Source organism: Vibrio sp. 99-70-13A1 (assembly GCF_013114625.1).
Classification (GTDB): domain Bacteria; phylum Pseudomonadota; class Gammaproteobacteria; order Enterobacterales; family Vibrionaceae; genus Vibrio.
Genome location: NZ_VTXD01000021.1, coordinates 1 through 16,313, shown reverse-complemented (window position 1 = coordinate 16,313; position 16,313 = coordinate 1). Strand labels below are relative to the sequence as shown.

Annotated in this window: 15 protein-coding genes and 1 pseudogene; 13 read left to right on the top strand and 3 right to left on the bottom strand. The window is 39.5% G+C overall.

The features are described from left to right. Nucleotides 1–422: 422 nt before the first annotated feature. Nucleotides 423–2,858 (bottom strand): EAL domain-containing protein, encoded by a 2,436-nt coding sequence (locus F0226_RS13580; RefSeq protein ID WP_171736146.1) that lies wholly within the window; start codon nt 2,856–2,858, stop codon nt 423–425. Between the two features lie 452 nt (nt 2,859–3,310). Here F0226_RS13580 and F0226_RS13575 point away from each other — a divergent pair. The 10 genes and pseudogenes from F0226_RS13575 to F0226_RS13525 all read left to right on the top strand — a co-directional run bounded on the left by F0226_RS13575 (nt 3,311) and on the right by F0226_RS13525 (nt 10,426). Further along, nucleotides 3,311–3,907 (top strand): annotated as a pseudogene (locus F0226_RS13575) (tyrosine-type recombinase/integrase). 956 nt (nt 3,908–4,863) lie between these two features. Continuing rightward, nucleotides 4,864–5,349 (top strand): GNAT family N-acetyltransferase, encoded by a 486-nt coding sequence (locus F0226_RS13570; RefSeq protein ID WP_171736145.1) that lies wholly within the window; start codon nt 4,864–4,866, stop codon nt 5,347–5,349. 111 nt (nt 5,350–5,460) lie between these two features. Next, on the top strand, nt 5,461–6,024 hold the full coding sequence (locus F0226_RS13565) for a hypothetical protein (RefSeq protein WP_171736144.1): 564 nt from the start codon (nt 5,461–5,463) through the stop codon (nt 6,022–6,024). Between the two features lie 203 nt (nt 6,025–6,227). Beyond that, nucleotides 6,228–6,509, top strand: a complete 282-nt coding sequence (locus F0226_RS13560; protein ID WP_171736143.1) for a hypothetical protein — start codon at nt 6,228–6,230, stop codon at nt 6,507–6,509. 164 nt (nt 6,510–6,673) lie between these two features. Then, nucleotides 6,674–7,414 carry a hypothetical protein gene (locus F0226_RS13550; RefSeq protein WP_171736141.1) on the top strand — a complete coding sequence of 247 codons (741 nt, stop codon included), beginning with the start codon at nt 6,674–6,676 and terminating at the stop codon, nt 7,412–7,414. A gap of 135 nt (nt 7,415–7,549) precedes the next feature. Continuing rightward, the gene (locus tag F0226_RS13545; protein ID WP_171736140.1) at nt 7,550–8,137 is read left to right on the top strand and encodes a hypothetical protein; all 588 of its coding nucleotides are present in this window, start codon (nt 7,550–7,552) and stop codon (nt 8,135–8,137) included. A 175-nt stretch (nt 8,138–8,312) separates the two neighbouring features. Then, nucleotides 8,313–8,582, top strand: coding sequence for a DUF1778 domain-containing protein (locus tag F0226_RS13540; protein ID WP_136996068.1), 270 nt, complete (start codon nt 8,313–8,315; stop codon nt 8,580–8,582). Further along, complete coding sequence (locus F0226_RS13535) at nt 8,579–9,112, top strand: GNAT family N-acetyltransferase (protein ID WP_171736138.1); 534 nt, start codon at nt 8,579–8,581, stop codon at nt 9,110–9,112. The genes F0226_RS13540 and F0226_RS13535 overlap by 4 nt, the downstream gene beginning before the upstream one ends. Nucleotides 9,113–9,229: 117 nt before the next feature. Beyond that, nucleotides 9,230–9,973: a hypothetical protein gene (locus F0226_RS13530; RefSeq protein WP_171736137.1), complete on the top strand. Its 744-nt coding sequence runs from the start codon at nt 9,230–9,232 to the stop codon at nt 9,971–9,973. A gap of 249 nt (nt 9,974–10,222) precedes the next feature. Beyond that, nucleotides 10,223–10,426 (top strand): hypothetical protein, encoded by a 204-nt coding sequence (locus tag F0226_RS13525; protein ID WP_171736136.1) that lies wholly within the window; start codon nt 10,223–10,225, stop codon nt 10,424–10,426. A gap of 249 nt (nt 10,427–10,675) precedes the next feature. Here the strand turns inward: F0226_RS13525 and F0226_RS13520 are convergent, their stop codons facing one another. After that, nucleotides 10,676–10,828 carry a hypothetical protein gene (locus tag F0226_RS13520; protein WP_253820828.1) on the bottom strand — a complete coding sequence of 51 codons (153 nt, stop codon included), beginning with the start codon at nt 10,826–10,828 and terminating at the stop codon, nt 10,676–10,678. Nucleotides 10,829–11,619: 791 nt separating this feature from the next. Here F0226_RS13520 and F0226_RS13515 point away from each other — a divergent pair. From F0226_RS13515 to F0226_RS13505, 3 genes are all read left to right on the top strand, one after another. Further along, the gene (locus F0226_RS13515) at nt 11,620–12,135 is read left to right on the top strand and encodes a GNAT family N-acetyltransferase (RefSeq protein ID WP_171736135.1); all 516 of its coding nucleotides are present in this window, start codon (nt 11,620–11,622) and stop codon (nt 12,133–12,135) included. A gap of 296 nt (nt 12,136–12,431) precedes the next feature. Beyond that, a complete protein-coding gene (locus F0226_RS13510) occupies nt 12,432–12,878 on the top strand; it encodes a hypothetical protein (RefSeq protein ID WP_171736134.1) in 447 nt (148 codons plus the stop codon). 681 nt (nt 12,879–13,559) lie between these two features. Beyond that, nucleotides 13,560–13,934 (top strand): SMI1/KNR4 family protein, encoded by a 375-nt coding sequence (locus F0226_RS13505; RefSeq protein WP_137375617.1) that lies wholly within the window; start codon nt 13,560–13,562, stop codon nt 13,932–13,934. A gap of 1,999 nt (nt 13,935–15,933) precedes the next feature. Here F0226_RS13505 and F0226_RS13500 read toward each other — a convergent pair. Then, a complete protein-coding gene (locus F0226_RS13500) occupies nt 15,934–16,101 on the bottom strand; it encodes a hypothetical protein (protein WP_171736133.1) in 168 nt (55 codons plus the stop codon). Nucleotides 16,102–16,313: the final 212 nt, after the last annotated feature.

Here is a 16,313-nt window from a genome sequence, read left to right as displayed (position 1 = left end):
TGATTTATTTGTGTTTACATTATCGAGGCAATGGATATCAATCTTTCTATCTGTAAAATATTAATGACGACAAGAGATGTTTGTGAAAGGTGTAGAGAAATTAACGATAGCTCCACGGGGGATTTATGCGGTCAGTAGCACATTAAATTGCCGTATATGACTGTAGAAAATAGGAGTATCAAGTTCATCATTTACGTCAGGACATGAGTTTTTAAACATAAGGGCGGAAGATGCCCCTAGACTGTTAACCCCATTTTAAAATGTCCTGTTGAAGAGAGGCGCGGGCTTATTATGAGTGATCTGAGCTATTTTGGAAACCGAGTTAACGTCATCGCCTCTGTCGGAAAAAGTCTAGTCAGCCCATTCTCATAGCTTCAGGATTGGTTACTGAGTTAAATAAAGAAGCATACCAAGATTGAGTATTACTGATTGGCATTCAGAAAATGAACGATGTTATAAATATCAATAATAGCGACGTATTCGTCTGAGTCGTTAATCACTACCCATGGGAACGGATTTTTATTGCGTATCTTTTCATGTATCTCCTCGCCATGGATGGTTTCGTGCACTCTTGTGATTGTTGAGTTCATCATCGCACTAGCCACTTTAAACATAGATTGATACTCATGCGTCGTTTCTCTGTCTGTTCCCATTGCCGGAGTTGCATGCAAGTTAAACTGCTCTTTAGTAATCACTCCTACACACCTCCTGTCTATAACGACTGGAAATGCAGTGAACTGAGTTGTGTCTAAGAGCTCCTTAATTTCACGCAGAGTATGCTGGGGAGTTAATATTGGTGGGTAAGACATCAGCTCTGCCTCCTCGGTATTGGGCTCTTCGAGAGCGTTAATACCATCGACATTCACGGTTTTACACGAAAGCTTATTGATAGGTTGAGGTCGTTCAAAGTAGTAACCCTGCATATAGTTTACTTTCAGATTGTTAAGAATCTTAACCTCTTGAAGCGTTTCAACGCCTTCTGCAACCACTTCCACGTTCAATGTATGAGCAAGCTGTGTGATCATTCTTACGATGTAATAATTATGAGAGCCAACGGTAAGGTCTGACACAAACTCTTTGTCAATTTTAAGTAAGTCAAAGTTACCCCCCCTTAAGTAGGAAAAAGAAGAATATCCGGTACCAAAGTCATCAATGGCAACTTTTAGTCCCTTTTTTCTCAAATCAAACAGTAAGTTGCAGTCCTTCTGCTCGCTGTCAAAATACGCAGATTCAGTTAACTCAACGGTGATATAAGGCAGGTGTTGGATATGCTTTTTAAATAGATTAAATAAATCACGGAAAAGCGCTTTCATTGGCTTGTCTGAGTTTAGTGAAATGTTGATAGTCAACTCTACATCTGTACCATAAAGCTCAACGAGCTCATTACGGGAGCTTATAGCCATATCTGCGATAGCTAAATCCAAATCAGAAACTAACTTCATGTCCTCAGCGACTTTTATCATCTCTTGGGTGTTTAACAAATTACCGTTGCAATCCCGAAATCTACACAAAGCTTCTAACTTGGTTACCTTCCAGTTTGATGTATTGACAATGGGCTGGAAGAAAACCTCCATCTCCTTGTTCAAGACTGACTGATTAACAATATCTTCTAGGATTTCACGGCGTTTGATTTTTTCATGTAAGGCGCTGTTGAAAAAACAGATATTTCTGCTTCCTGAAGTATGCTTTTCATACATTGCTTGTAGTGAGTGTGAAAGAAGTTTGGTTTCATTGTTTGCATCTAACCCAAGTACAGAGCAACCAATGGTACACTCGGTGATAGCTGTGTATATCGCAGGGTCAACTCGTTGCCTAAGAGTCTTAAAACGTACTTTTATGGCATCAAATATGGAGAGCGAATGGGGTTTGTCTTGGTTGCGTTCGTATACAATGGCGATTGAAAACACGTTTTTTTTAATAAAGCCTGCGGAACAATCTTTTTCATAGTAGGCCAAAGCACTTGCAAGTTGCTTTTTACTCTCGAATTCGAACTCTTTATCAAAACAAGGAATAAATGAAATCACCACTAGACCTTGATTATCATTTAGAGCGATTGCTGTATCTTTCACTTTTAAGAAAAACTCATCTTCACCAGGTAACTGTGTTAATAGCTCTATACCACCATGTTCTATACCCGCTACTCGATACAACTTGTTTGATAAGTCCTGAGTTATTCCAAGGTAATAAAAACCACCTCTGATAGACTCTAAACGTTGAATTTTCAGCTCTTGCGGTTTTACTGTCCCCGTTTTACCTTTGCTAAGAATGAGACCATTCCAATAACCGTCTTTGGTAAGTTTATTCCACATCTCTTTAAAGAAAACATCGCCATGTTTCCTCGCATTGAATGTGGACGTTTTTTGTCCTAACAACTCATCTATTTTGTACCCGGACGAGTTCTCAAAGTAGGTATTGCACGCGATAATTCGTGTCTGTTCGTCGGTGATGACTATACCGTGGCTTTTGTTTTCAAAAATTTGGTAGAAAAACGAAGAAATGTCTTCCGAGATCGGTATAATAAAAAGAGGAATAACAACACCCAAAATAAGGTGCCCAGTTATTCTTTTAGCTGAAACGAGACATAAAACAATACTGTTATTGTGTGTAGCAATACATGCCTTGATTGGTTCGGGCGTATCACCTTCTGCAGCTCGCCGAAAATGTTCCATGACGAGCTTTTGATCTCTTTTAGAAAAAAGCTTCCAAAAGTCATCAATACTATTGATAGCGACCTTAGAATTAATGCTATCAGTCAATTCCGCTAAATCAATTTGAAATTGGTCGGTGTTTGTGTTCCATGAAAAAGGCATTTCCGAATATTTGAAATTGCCCATGAGATCTTTTTTGACTGCTTTCATTTTCCCTGCCAAACGTTGTATTTGAGTAAAGCGTTCATTCTAAGTATGTACAAGGTGTTCAATTTAAAGATAGAACAAAAAAAATCTTTTTTCTTGTTTTAGTTCATGTAGATATAAACTTATTTGGGTTAACGAATTTTATGATGAGGAGCTTTATTGCTACAGACTCGTTTTTGCTGTCCAAATTTCAAGATTGAACCTAAACGTTTTTACCAAAGCTCCCTAGCTGCCCAATTCCTACTGAGGCTTATCACAGAATTTGAAACTAAGTTAAGAACGTCATATTGAATGAGGTCTGATGGATCTACATATTAAATTTTAGACACTGGGGTAAATAAGTTTTCCATACTGAAAGTCATTCGTATTTTGCTAAATTACGTAATGACTCTCTACGATTTATGTTTACTTTCTTACAACTACAATCGTGATGACCAAATAAGAAGGAGGTCATCATGGTGGTATTAAGCAAAACGAAACGAAGTGGTGTCAAAAAGCCTTTTCGGCTTGAGGAAATATGGTAGATCGGAACCAGACTAGAGATTGAAAATAGTTTGATGCAGCTTGCGCTACTTAACTTAGCTATTGATAGCAAACTTAGAGCGAGTGACTTGCTCTCGCTCTAAGTTTGCGATGTATCTTCGCAAGATAGGATATTTAGTCGTGTTAAGCATATTCAGCGAAAAACAGACATTGAAGTTCAATTTGAAATAACGACAAGAACTCAACGAAGTCTAATGAAATGGATTTTGATTTCTTCGCTAGACGCCAGCGATTTTCTTTTTCCAAGCCAAAGACGAAAGCAGCAACCAATTAGCTATTCTTACTATAGATACCTAGTCAGAAAGTGGGCGTCAGATCTTGGGTTGGATTCTAACCTGTATGGCACTCACTCAATGAGGCGAACCAAAGCTACATTGGTCTATGCAAAAACGAAAAATATTCGAGCGGTACAGCTTTTACTGGGATATACAAAGGTAGATAACACGATTCGCTATATTGGTGTTGAATTAGAAGATGCATTATTGCTTTCAGAAGGCACTGATTGTTAGTTGAAAGGAACCCTATTTATTAGGGTTTCAATTAGATACTATTCTGACAAGCTGTTGCCCCAAGACGTGTTTAGAGCGCAAGAAACCATCATGAGATTTATTTGTGAAACAAGCTGTTTCCCAATTGTCCAACAGGTTGTTGGACAAACTCTAGTAACCAATTATGCAAGAGGGTCTTGCATAATTGCGAAACAGGTAGCTTCGTAAATCACTTCTGCCCCAAAAACATTTAAATTAAATACTCTACACAATTGAGAGGGAGTGCGTTTACCCTACTAAAACTTATTCGATTGAGTTGATAACTGTTCATTCTTGTCATTAGGCGACATCTTGCAGCCTAACTTCCCATCATGTGTCATAACTTATTGATTATAATTTGAGTTAATATAAAAGTGATGGCATTGTCGAAAGATGAAAGACGACAATTTGTCGTCTAATAAGCGTTAGTTTGCAAAAATAAAAAAGCGTTTATAGTCAAAGAGCCAAGTCTGGTTTCTTTGCTTTACACCTGCTCGTTTTCCGAAAGTTGTGCAACCAAATCTCATCGCGCGCGGCTTCTTTTTCTTGGTGGTTTATCCGTAAAATAGTGGCTTTGTCGCACTTGGCTGTCATGTTGGTCGAATGAATCCTTTGTCAGCTAAAACGTTTCAAACTGTGGTTGTTTATCGCATGTCGCTTCTTAGCCAAGTGTGCTTTGTTGGCTAGGTTTGAGTTCCGTAGTTTTCAGTTTTACATTGGTGTTTAAAGCCAGTAGTTTTGTAACCAATTCAGCACCTTGGCACTAAACTTTGGCTGCATCATGTAAGCAAACTAACAAAGCGTTTAAGACGGATTCCCAACGCTCGGCATTTTCAGTTCAAGTCAGTTTTGGTGTTTACGGTGCAATGGTTTAGGATAGGTGGCAGGCGTTGCTCACACCTTAATGCGGCGTTAGCCGACAGGCACAAATTTTAGTTATGGAGAACAAAGTGAACGTAAGGAAAGCGAGCAAGCAAGACTCCGGTAAGTTGTTAGAACTTATTGGATACAAAGCAGAGTTTGACCGAAGTATGAAAGGGTTCGACGGCGAAATCTCTACGACTAAACAGAAGATTGAACGAACCTTATTTGGTGATTATCCGTTTGCTCACGCTTTGTTATTGGAGGTCGATGGCGAAGCTCAGGGGTTCGCCTTATTTCATTATCGTTATTCCTCCTTTCGTGGTGAGCCGTCTATTTGGCTTGATGACCTTCTAGTTGTTGGTAAGAGTCGATCAAAGGGGTACGGTGCTGAACTTATGCATGCTTTGAAAATGATTGCTGAAGAGTCGTTAACTTCTCATATTTCATGGACTGCTAGCCCTTATAACACCAGAGCACACGAGTTCTACAAAAAGTTAGGTGCAGAAGTCGAGCGTATGGATGGTCAGCGTCCGTACTTCCGTTGGGCAATGTACGGCTAACAAAGCATTTAAGAGTGATTCGCAACGCTTGGCAGTTTCGCTTCGCTCAAGTATAGCCAAGCGCTGCTCACACCTTAATGCGGCGTTATGTTTTTGGAGATAGTTTAACCGATGATTAAATATTCGGAGCTTCAGTCAGCGGATATAGCTGATGATTTAGGTGAGTCATTTGACTTTGAATTGGGTCAAGCTAATGACGACTTTTCTTGGATAAAACTAGATCCTAATTTACCTTTCACTGCTTTGGCTGGCGAAGGAGCAGGTGGTGTTTTTCTCGCATATGGAAATTTAGATCTAGAAAAACGACCGATACTATTTGTTTCCTCTGAAGGACAAGCGGGCAAAGTCGCAAATAACCTGTCAGAATTATTAGCTTTGCTGATGGTTATTCCCTATTGGTTTGACTTGCTAAAGTTTTCGGGTAACGGTGATTTATCAGAAATGCGTAGAGCAGCGTCGTTCATGGAGTCGGAATATTATGAGGACTATCCTGAATTGGCTGGGGCAAGGGTGCGGATTCACAGTCACCTGACCCTTCCTAAAATTGAAGACCCTATTGCGGTACTTCATGCTCGTGTCCATTCTTCAGATTGCACTGTAGTTGCTGGTGATGGTTGGAAATACGAAATACTATTTAATAGCTTCGTATCATCAGACAACAAAAGTTGGTCGTAAAAAACATAACAAATTGTTCAAGCAGACAGCTAACGCTTGGCGATTTTGTTTTGGTTGAGTACAGTGATTATGGTGGCTTTGTTTGGTTATAGTGGTAGTTAGCTGCTACTTAACAAGGCGTTATGTTTTTTACGGAAATTATAGCTTTAGCGGATTTTGGATTGTTGATATAAAAGTGTCGTACACATCATAAGGAATATGTCATGGCTAGTAACGACGCTTATTTTATGGCTCTAGAAAATCGCGGTTTAGATAAAGTTAAAACTCAATGGTTTCAGCAAAAGCATGGCAGACCCGGATCTAAAAACTGGTATTTAGTGAAAGGTTGGATCGAGCAAGAAGAGAATGAAAAACTCAAACTAGAGAGCCAAGCACAAGAATCCTTGAAGCTAAAACAGACACAACGTTCAATGAATATACAATTGGGAATGTTGTTTTTTGCAGCAGTGGCGGCTATCGCTTCAGTTATTCAAGCTTTATCGTGACGTTTCAGCTACAAACATAACAAATTGCTTAAGAGTGATTCGCAACGCGTGGCATTTTTACCATGCGTCGGCTTTTGTGTTTAAGGTGGTCTGCAGAGGCTTGGGCATTGCGTTGCTCACACCTTAGCAAGGCGTTAAGTGCATTTATTTAGCAAGGAATGAGCATGAGAAATATCAAAACGAACTTTGTAGATAAAATTGAAACTTCTATAACAGAAGCTCTGGGGTTTCACACACTTATCAGATTTGGGCAGATGAAGCATGCAGAACAAATTGGGGTAAATCTAAATGCCAGAGCCATGTTTGGGGTGGGTCATCCTAGTAATCCTCAAAGAACCGTTTCATATGCGCCTAAACATATCGATATTCAGAGAAAAGTTGATGATAAACCAAATGTTGTTCTTGAGTTATATTTAACTGAAATCATTCAACACTGGTTTGATTTTCTTGCTGATCTCTATCAAAAAGCACTTGAGGAAAATTATTTCAATAGTGGTAGCTATGCCATTCCACCCTCTAAGGTGAAATTGGACCTAACTCTAAAAGATAATGATCTTTACAATAGTATTATTGGTTCCTGTGTTAGAGATTTTGACTTCCTGCAAGCAAAAGAGAAATTAAAACAAATAAAACGTACATTAGCTGCCGACTTGTCAGGTTTACAAGCTGATGAGCACCTAATCAACGAAAATATACAGATTCGTAATATACTTCAGCATCGTTTGGGGAAAGTTTCATCGAAAGATTTGTCTGATCTGGGAATCTCATCTTTTTCTCAAGATCAAGGTGATTCAATAAATCAAATTTCAGCAGGTGCTCGGATCACAAGAACAGTTTACGATCTCGAGAAATTGGTTATTTCGTTAAAGAGAGTTGCGGATAAATTGGTGGAAAATTGCACTTAACAAACTGCTTAAGAGGGATTCGCAACGCGTGGCATTTTTACTATGCGTTTGTTTAAGTGATTAAGGTGGTGTGCGGAGGCTTTGGTATTGCGTTGCTCACCCCTTAGCAGGGCGTTATGCAACAAGGAGTAATATTTGACTTTTGAAGAAGCTAAGGAAAGTGTTGTTAGGCATGAGGTTGGACATTGGTTCGTAGCCAAAGTTCTGGGATACAAAGTTGATGGCATTAAAATTCTTATAGTGCCATATGAAAGTAGTTTTGATTATGAAGGTTCTGCAAAAATCGACTTCGAACCAGCTTTTACGGCACTGGGAGATGTACTTGATTATTTATATGACAGAATTACGATATTACTGGCAGGAACAGCGTTTCAATCAACTACCGACGTAAAAAAACCTGATGAAATATTTCAACATGGTGCTGTAAGTGATAAAAATAAATTTGACGAGCTTATTCGGCTTCTAAGAGCGTTTGAATATCCCAATGCAAATACCAGGCAAAATGAGCATCATCAATATAATGAACTTAGAAGTAGGTGTTGGGAACGCATTATCGAAATAAATAATGAACATGAAAACACAATAGATTGTTTGGTAGAAAAGATTAAAGGAATAATCTCTGAGCCTAACATTGAGTATCATCTAGGTTATGATGACATTGTGGGATTGTTGCATAACAAAGCATTTAAGACGGATTCCCAACGCTTGGCACTTTCGGTTTGATTCGACTTTAGTGTTTACGGCACAATGGTTTAGGTCGGGTGGCAGGCGTTGCTCACCACTTAATGCGGCGTTATATTCTCTTTCGTTCCGTAAAGTTCCCGTACAATTTGAATGTGCTTTAAATTTGCACTATAATCTTTCAGGTTACGGAATGTATCCGTACGCAGGAGGGGTTATGGCAACTGCACGTTTAGATATCCGCCTTGATGAAGAGATCAAGGCAAAAGCCGAAAAAGCATCGGCTTTACTTGGTTTAAAAAGTCTCACTGAATATGTTGTGAGACTTATGGACGAAGATGCAACTCATGTTATTGAGGAGCATGAAAGTATTATGGTCAAAGACAGTGTCTTTGATGAGTTTATGGCTGCGTGTAATAGAGCAAAAGCACCGAATCAAGCTTTGCTTGAAGCTGCCAAATTTACAGATGAGAGTGGTATTAAGTGAGTTGGGGTAAAGAGTTCGTAGAACTTAGTAAATCAAAGCATGACCGCAACTTATTTGACTGTGGCGAGCAAGAGCTAAACACATTTATTAAAACTCAAGCTGCAAAGCACATGCAAGCGGGCATTAGCCGAACGATGGTTTTACCTAGTGCTCATCCATTATTAAATCAAAAATTCGCTATTTGCGCATTTTATAGTGTTGCACCGAGTTCAATCAGCCGAGAAACATTACCGGCACAATTAGCAAAGAAACTTCCTAGATATCCAATTCCTGTTTTTCTTTTGGCTCAATTAGCTGTGCACAAAGAGTTTCATGGCTCTGGACTGGGAAAGGTTAGTCTAATTCGTGCACTGAAGTACTTGTGGGAAGTGAACCATCACATGAGAGCATACGCAATTGTTGTGGACTGCCTGACTGATTCTGCTCAAGCGTTCTATACGAAGTTCGGCTTTGAAGTATTGTGTGAACATAATGGGCGTATTCGTATGTTCTTACCAATGAAAACGGTAGAACAGCTTTTTAATCAATAGGCTACGAATATAACAAAGCATTTAAGAGTGATTCCTTACGCTTGGCATTTTCGCTTCGCTCAAGTATAGCCAAGCGTGCGTCACACCTTAATGCGGCGTTATGTTCAGGAGGTGAATTTGAAAAACTATTTACCCGAATTTTTGGGTGTTTTATTTGCATTGTTGCTCATAAATGCATGGTATTTATCCGGTATTGCGATCGAGCAAGGCGTAGTGCCTATATATTATGAACACATTATACGGGCTCTAACTGTCGCTGGTAGTGCTGGCTTTGGTGCAACTCTTGCCTTCAAGTTTAACAATCGGCTTGAGGGTATTAAAAATGAAAGAATTGAGTTAAAAGAGAAAGCGCAAAATGCAGCTATTTTGAACAAAGCCTTATTAAACATCACTATGCAGTTGAATACTATCGGCAACATGAAGAAAAAGTTGTCTAAGTACACTACGATACATGATAAAGCTTTCTCGATGAATGCTGAGAAAAACTTTAACGACAATGCCATTGTTGATATAAATGAAATTGCTTTAATATTAACCTCTAAACCTCAGTTGTTACTAGAAATTAATAATGAACAAGATGGTTATATTCAAACAATTGAATCTTTTAAAATACGAAATGAGCACTACTTAAATATCTTGCAGCCTAAGATGTTTGAATTGGGTTTACTTGATCGTAAAGCAACGATTGGTGAGTATGAAGATACGCTACCACCCCCAATATTTAAGGCTGCATACCAGTCTGTAGCAGTAATGGAAACAAATGTTTTAGAAACAGAAAAGGGGCTAAAGGTCATATTTCAAAGTTTACGAGATGCATGCAAAGAGATATTACCGGAACATAAGTTCATTGCCCTAAACTGAACATAACAAGCAATTTAAGAGGGATTCACAACGCTTGGCACTTTTGCTTCTACTTCAAATTTAGTGTTTATGGCACAATGCTTTAGGTGTGGGGGGGGGTAGCGTTGTTCACCCCTTAATTGGGCGTTATGTTTACGATTTGGCATGTTCGCTTTGTTATCATTGGATTATGTTTTAATGACTTGTCAATTTTGGAAGTTTTAATAACCTTCTTTTCTTTGGAATAATCGGTTTTATAAGGAGTACGTTGTGGATAGGAAAGAATATTTAGCGTTGTCAGAAGAGTTAGCGAAGCCTATTGATTTTGATGAACTTGTTGCTATTGGCGCTCTTACTCAAAAGGGCAAGTCATATTATCTCGGTAATAAAGAACTATTGCCAAAATATGTTAGTCGTAAGATTAAGTCGATGGAGCAAAACCGGAACGGTATGAAGGTTACTTTTCGTAAGTAGTCATAAACATAACAAGCAATTCAACCTGACTTGCAACGCGTGGCATTTTTACTTCTAATCAGATTTAGTGGTTACGGTGTAATGCAGAACCACCGTATTGCGTTGCTGCGCAAGTTAATTGGGCGTTAGTTTGCAAAGGGTAGAAAAGCGTTTTTAGTCTAAAAGCTCAGTTCTGGGTCTTTACTGTTCACCTGTCAGTTCCCAAATACTTGTCATCGAAATTCTCATCACACGTAGCCAGTTTTTCGGTTAATTGGCTGCGGTGTTATTCATTTCTTTCGCGTCAGTAAGGCTCTTTTCATCAAGTTCTTTAGCGCTATTTCTTTGGTGTTTTGTTTTCAGTGTGAATATTGAAGTTTGGTATTTGTGATTGTCAGGTTCAGCGAAAGTCTTCTTAGCCAAGAGCGTTTTGCTGTTTGGGTTTTAGTTCTGTAGTTTCCTGTTTTATCTCTGCGTTCAAAGCCAGTAGTTTTGCATCTAGTTCAGCACCTTGGCGCTAAACTTTGGCTTCATCACGGTGGCAAACTAACAAAGTGTTCAAGACAGATTCCCAACGCTTGCGACTTTAGGTATCAAGTTTTAGAGTAGTGATTATGGTGTGCTGTCTTGAGTTTAGTGGGCGTTGCTCACTGCTTAACACGGCGTTAGTTTGCAAGGGGTAGAAAAGCATTATGGGTCTAAAAGCTTAGTGCTTCGCTCTTTCTATTCACCTGTGAGTTCCCAAATACTTATCATCGAAACTCACATCGCACGTAGTCAGTTTTTTGGTTAATTGGCTGCCGTGTTATTCATTTCTTTCGTGTTAGTAAGGTTCTTTTCTCCAGGTTCTTTGGCGCTGTTTCTTTGGTTTTGAAATATACCCGTTCAGCTTTGAAATTCGGTACTCGTGGTGGTTAAGTTCAGCGAAAGTCTTCTTAGCCAAGTGCTCTTGCTGTTTGGATTTGAGTTCTGTAGTTTCCAGTTTTATCTCTGCGTTCAAAGCCAGTAGTTTTCTATCTAGCTCAGCACCTTGGCGCTAAACTTTGGCTTCATCGCGTTGGCAAACTAACAAAGTGTTCAAGACAGATTCCCAACGCTTGCGGGTTTTGGTATCAAGTTTTAGTGTGGTGATTATGGTATGTTGTCTTGAGTTGGGTGGGCGTTGCTCACTGCTTAACACGGCGTTATGATTTTTATCGAAATAGGCAGATTTTATGACAATATCGTTTGAAACTCAGAGGCTGAGAGTTGCTGAAATCTCAGGTGATCTTTCGTTAACTGAGCGCTCAGTTCTGATCGAAGAGATTCCTAGTATTCTAACGCCATTAGTTGTTGAAAACTTGCCTCCATATTTTCATGGTATTATTTCCTGTGAATTGGCACGAGTTTGGCTCGACCGAATGTTGTCGGAGAGTCGATTACTTCAAGTGAAATCTGAGGCACAAGAGTTAATCGGTTTTCTGTTCGCCTATGTGGAGAACGAAAGTGACGCGCACATAGGTTACTTACTCAATGAAAAATATTGGGGTAAAGGGCTGGCGAGTGAGCTACTGAAAAGCTTTATCGAAGAAGTAGTTAATACTGGGCCTTGGTTAAAGCTTGTTGGTGGCGTTGAAACATCTAATGTTGCTTCAGCTAACTTACTTAAAAAGTTAGGCTTTATAGAGCAACCAATAAATGGAAGTGGTGTGTCTTTTTACGAATATACGATTCCCCGACCACAATCATAACAAGCAATTTAAGAAGACTGTCAACGCTTGGCATTTTTAGTTCGGTTCAGCTTCAGTGATTTCGGTGGTAAATTTGGGTGTATTGGTAGCGTTGTCAGCTACTTAATTGGGCGTTATATCGACTCATCAACTAAGTACAAAATATTGAATTAACTCACATTAATATTCATTTATGAAACTTATAATTTCGACCCTTTTATTTGGTAGTTTAATAAAAGGCTCGCAGCGATAAGTCTTACTTATACTTGTTGCTGAATCTAGTGGTAAATAAATGTAGGTTGTACATGGAAAAAATAATGAAAGCTATTGGGTTAATTGTAGCTTTGGGTGTGGTTGGAATATTCGCGCTAACTGCTCTTGTAGAGTTTAACCTGGAGGGTCAAGCGGATAAAGGGACCCCTTTTATTATAGAGAGCATGCCAACGATTGCTACTTGGGATACTGAGCAATATAAAGAATTGTTCATACCAGAAGTTATTGAGGAATTTAAATCAGTTGAAGGTCAAAATATCTTAGCTTATCTATCCAAACTAGGAGAAATGCAAAGTTTTGAGCCGCCAGAGTTTGTTAAAAAAGATTTTACAATGAAATCTGATGAAGAAGGTGAAACGTTACTAACATTCAATGTACGAACAACCTTTGAGCATGGTGATGCGACTATAATCTTTCAAATAAGAGAAGATAAGAAAAGTTATTTGATTTCTGGAATATACTTCGATTCAGTTACGTTACCACCAGAGTAAAGTCATATAACAAGCAATTTAAGCAGACTGTCAACGCTTGGCATTTTCAACTCGGTTTATCTTCAGTGATTTAGGTGGTAGGTTTAAGTGTATTTGGTAGCGTTGTCAGCTACTTAATTGGGCGTTATGTTTTATTTGAAATCAGCGTCTTAAAATCAAATGTGAAGTAGGTGACTTGTCGCTTTCTCAGGCTGTCAATTTCAGCTATTTTCAGCAGTAAAATGTCGAGGTCTTAAGGTTTTCGCTTTCTTCAGCCGTAAAACATGCCAATGTTCGTGGGTGCTTCATTTTGGATTCGAGTCGGGTTGTTTGAAAGTGTAATGGGCTTAAAGTCGCGTCAATGTGAGCCTTGTGATCGTTAGTAAATTAAAAGGTTTCGGTTTTCTTCTTTATCCTATTTTAACGGTGAATATTGGTTTTTCTTTTCATCGACGTGATTTTCTGTTCTTAGGCGTCATTTTCAATTACAGCGCGTGAGTTGAGTTAGAAAACTAAATTAACATCGCAATTCTTTATCAAGCAAATCAACCTATTGATGTAAAATATAACAAGCAATTCAAGCTGACAGCCAACGCGTGGCATTTTCAGTTCCAAACGGTTTGGGTGTAATCGGTGCGTTGCTTTGGGTTCAGGTTTGCGTTGGTCTGCAACTTAATTGGGCGTTATGTTCTAGGAGAAATAATGAAGTTAGAAGAACTGAGTTTAATTGAAAGAAAGACGGGGATCGTGCTTCCTAAAAGCTACAAGCAGGCTCTTTTAAATTACCCCGAAGCTTTAGTTGGAACTGAAGCAGAAGACTTCCATTTTCTTACCGATGCAGATGAAATAATCTCAGAAAACCTAGAGGTTAGAGTCAGTGGTTATTTTGGAGAAAAGTGGCCGGAAGACTATTTTATTATTGGTCACAATGGTTTTGGCGATTATTACGTAATTAGCCACACTAGCACGAAATTTTCTGTCGGTTTTACCGACCATAATAAAATGGAATGTAATCTATTTTCTGATAGCTTGGACGAGTTTGTCGAGAAACTGTTAAATGAGTTTGAAGTCGAATAGTTCGAACATAACAAGCAATTTAAGCAGACTGTCAACGCTCGGCATTTTTAGGTCGATTTAGCTTCAGTGATTTTGGTGGTAAGTTTAAGTGTATTGTTTGCGTTGTCAGCTACTTAATTGGGCGCTAGTTTGTTTTAATAGAAAAGTGCTTATATTCAAAGAGCTTAGTCTTATGTCTTTGTGCTTTACAGCTGTTCGCTTGTCGAAAGTTGTGCAACCAAATCTCATCGCGCGTAGGGTGTTTTTCGGCTCTTTGAGTTCAACGTTATTCATTTCTCCGCGTCAGTAATTTTGGTTGCTTAGTCTTGCTCGCGCTGCTTCTTTTTCGTGGCGGATGAGTCGTTCAAAGTAGTTTGGTCGCACTTGGTTGTCAGGTTGGTCGAATGAATCCTTTGTCAGATAAAATGCATCAAACTGTGGTTGTTTGGCGCATGTCACTTCTTAGCCAAGTTTGTTTTGTTGGTTGGGTTTGAGTTTCGTAGTTTTCAGTTTTACATTGGCGCTCAAAGCCAGTAGTTTCGTAACCAATTCAGCATCTTAGTGCTAAACTTTGGCTTCATCACGCGGGCAATCTAACAAATTGTTCAAGAGTGATTCGGCACGCGTGGCATTTTTACTATGCGTTGGTTTTAGTGATTAAGGTGGCTACTTAGGCATAGATTTGCGTGCCTCACACCTTAACAAGGCGTTATGTTTTAATGGAATTTCAATGGCTTAAATGCCTTTGAGTCGTTCTTTGCCCCTTTGGATTTTCGTTGGGAGTAGACTCAGCAAATCACCATTATCGCTCAGTTCTTAAATCTCTCAGCCCGTAAAACATGCCAAAGTTCGTGGGTTGCTTCATTCGAGTTTTCGGGTGGTTTTGTCGTCTTGTATCTCGGGTTCAAAGTCGCTTCGGGCGTATTTCTCAATCAGCCAATAACCTTGGCAGTTGCCTCGGTAAATCGCCATTGTTTTCCGCTGCTTTTGCTAAGAAAGGGCACTTGCTGAAAGCGTATCGAGTTGCCTCATTATCAGGGAAGTGGGCTCACTCGTTTTGTGTTCGGTGCATCTGCCGGTTAAGTGAGTTCGAGCTTGTGATTTACTTCAGAAATCTAAGTTAGCATCTCAGTTCTTTGCCAAATAAATCAATGAATTGTGCTAAAACATAACAAAGCATTTAAGACGGATTCTCAACGCTTGGCAATTTCAGTTCAGGTCGGCTTCAATGCTATATGTGGCAAGGTTTAGGCTTGGGTGGTCGCGTTGTTCACCACTTAATGCGGCGTTATGTTTTAATGTGATTTCAATGGCTTAAATGCCTTTGAGTCGTTCTTTGCCCCTCTCGCCATTCGTTGGGAGCAGTCTCAGCAATTCGCTATTGTCTGCCCCAATTCTTGAATCACTTAACCCGTAAAACATGCCAAGGTTCGCGGGTTGCTTCATTCAAGTTTTCGGCTGGTTTGGTCGCCTTGTTTCTCTGGCTTAAAGTCGCTTTGGGCATATTTCCCAATTAGCCAATAACCTTGGCAGTAGTCTCGGCAAATCTCCATTGTTCTGCGCTGCTTTTGCCAAGAAAGGGCGCTTGTTGAGGCTTGAGCGAGTTGCCTCATTATCAGGGAAGTGGGCTTACTCGTTTTTAGTTTTGCGCATCTGGCGGTCAAGTGAGTCCGAGCTTGTGATTTGGTTCAGAAATATAGGGTTGTATTGCAGTTCTTTGCCAAGTAAATCAATGGATTGTGCTAAAAAATAACAAAGCATTTAAGACGGATTCTCAACGCTTGGCGATTTCAGTCTAGGTCGGCTTTAGTGCTAAATGTGGCAAGATTTAAGGTCAGTGGTCGCGTTGTTCACCACTTAATGCGGCGTTATGTAAAGCGGGTAAAATAGGCATTATTCTGTTTATTCGCTCTCTCTAGCAATCGGTTTTCATCATCGTCAAAATCAGCTCTTTCTGTCCCGATTCATTGCCAAATTAGCCGTAAAACATGTCAAGGTTCGTGAGTTTCCTCATTCAGTTTTAGTGTCGGTTCGTGGCTAGTTTTGCAGGCTCAAAGTGGGGAAAGGGCAAGGTTAACGAAACTGCCCATTTGCTGATGGTTTCTTTCGTTCGGTTTGCCAGAATCAAAAGTATTTTTGGTCGCTGGTCATCACCATTTTTCGCTTGTTGAAGCTTGGTCTGTAACATTGCTGGCTCTGCAAATTCGTGAACACTGTTGGGTTCTTTGGATTTGGCTATTTCTTCGGTCGTACAGGCTTGGTTTTTCGTGGTAACTTTGACTTATGTAACTGAATTTACTTAGTATCAAGTTTGAAGTGCGACACTTTCTACAGATGCGCATGAATATACTCCAGTGGTGTTCTATACCCAAGTCTTTTACGTGGGCGCGTGTTTAATTT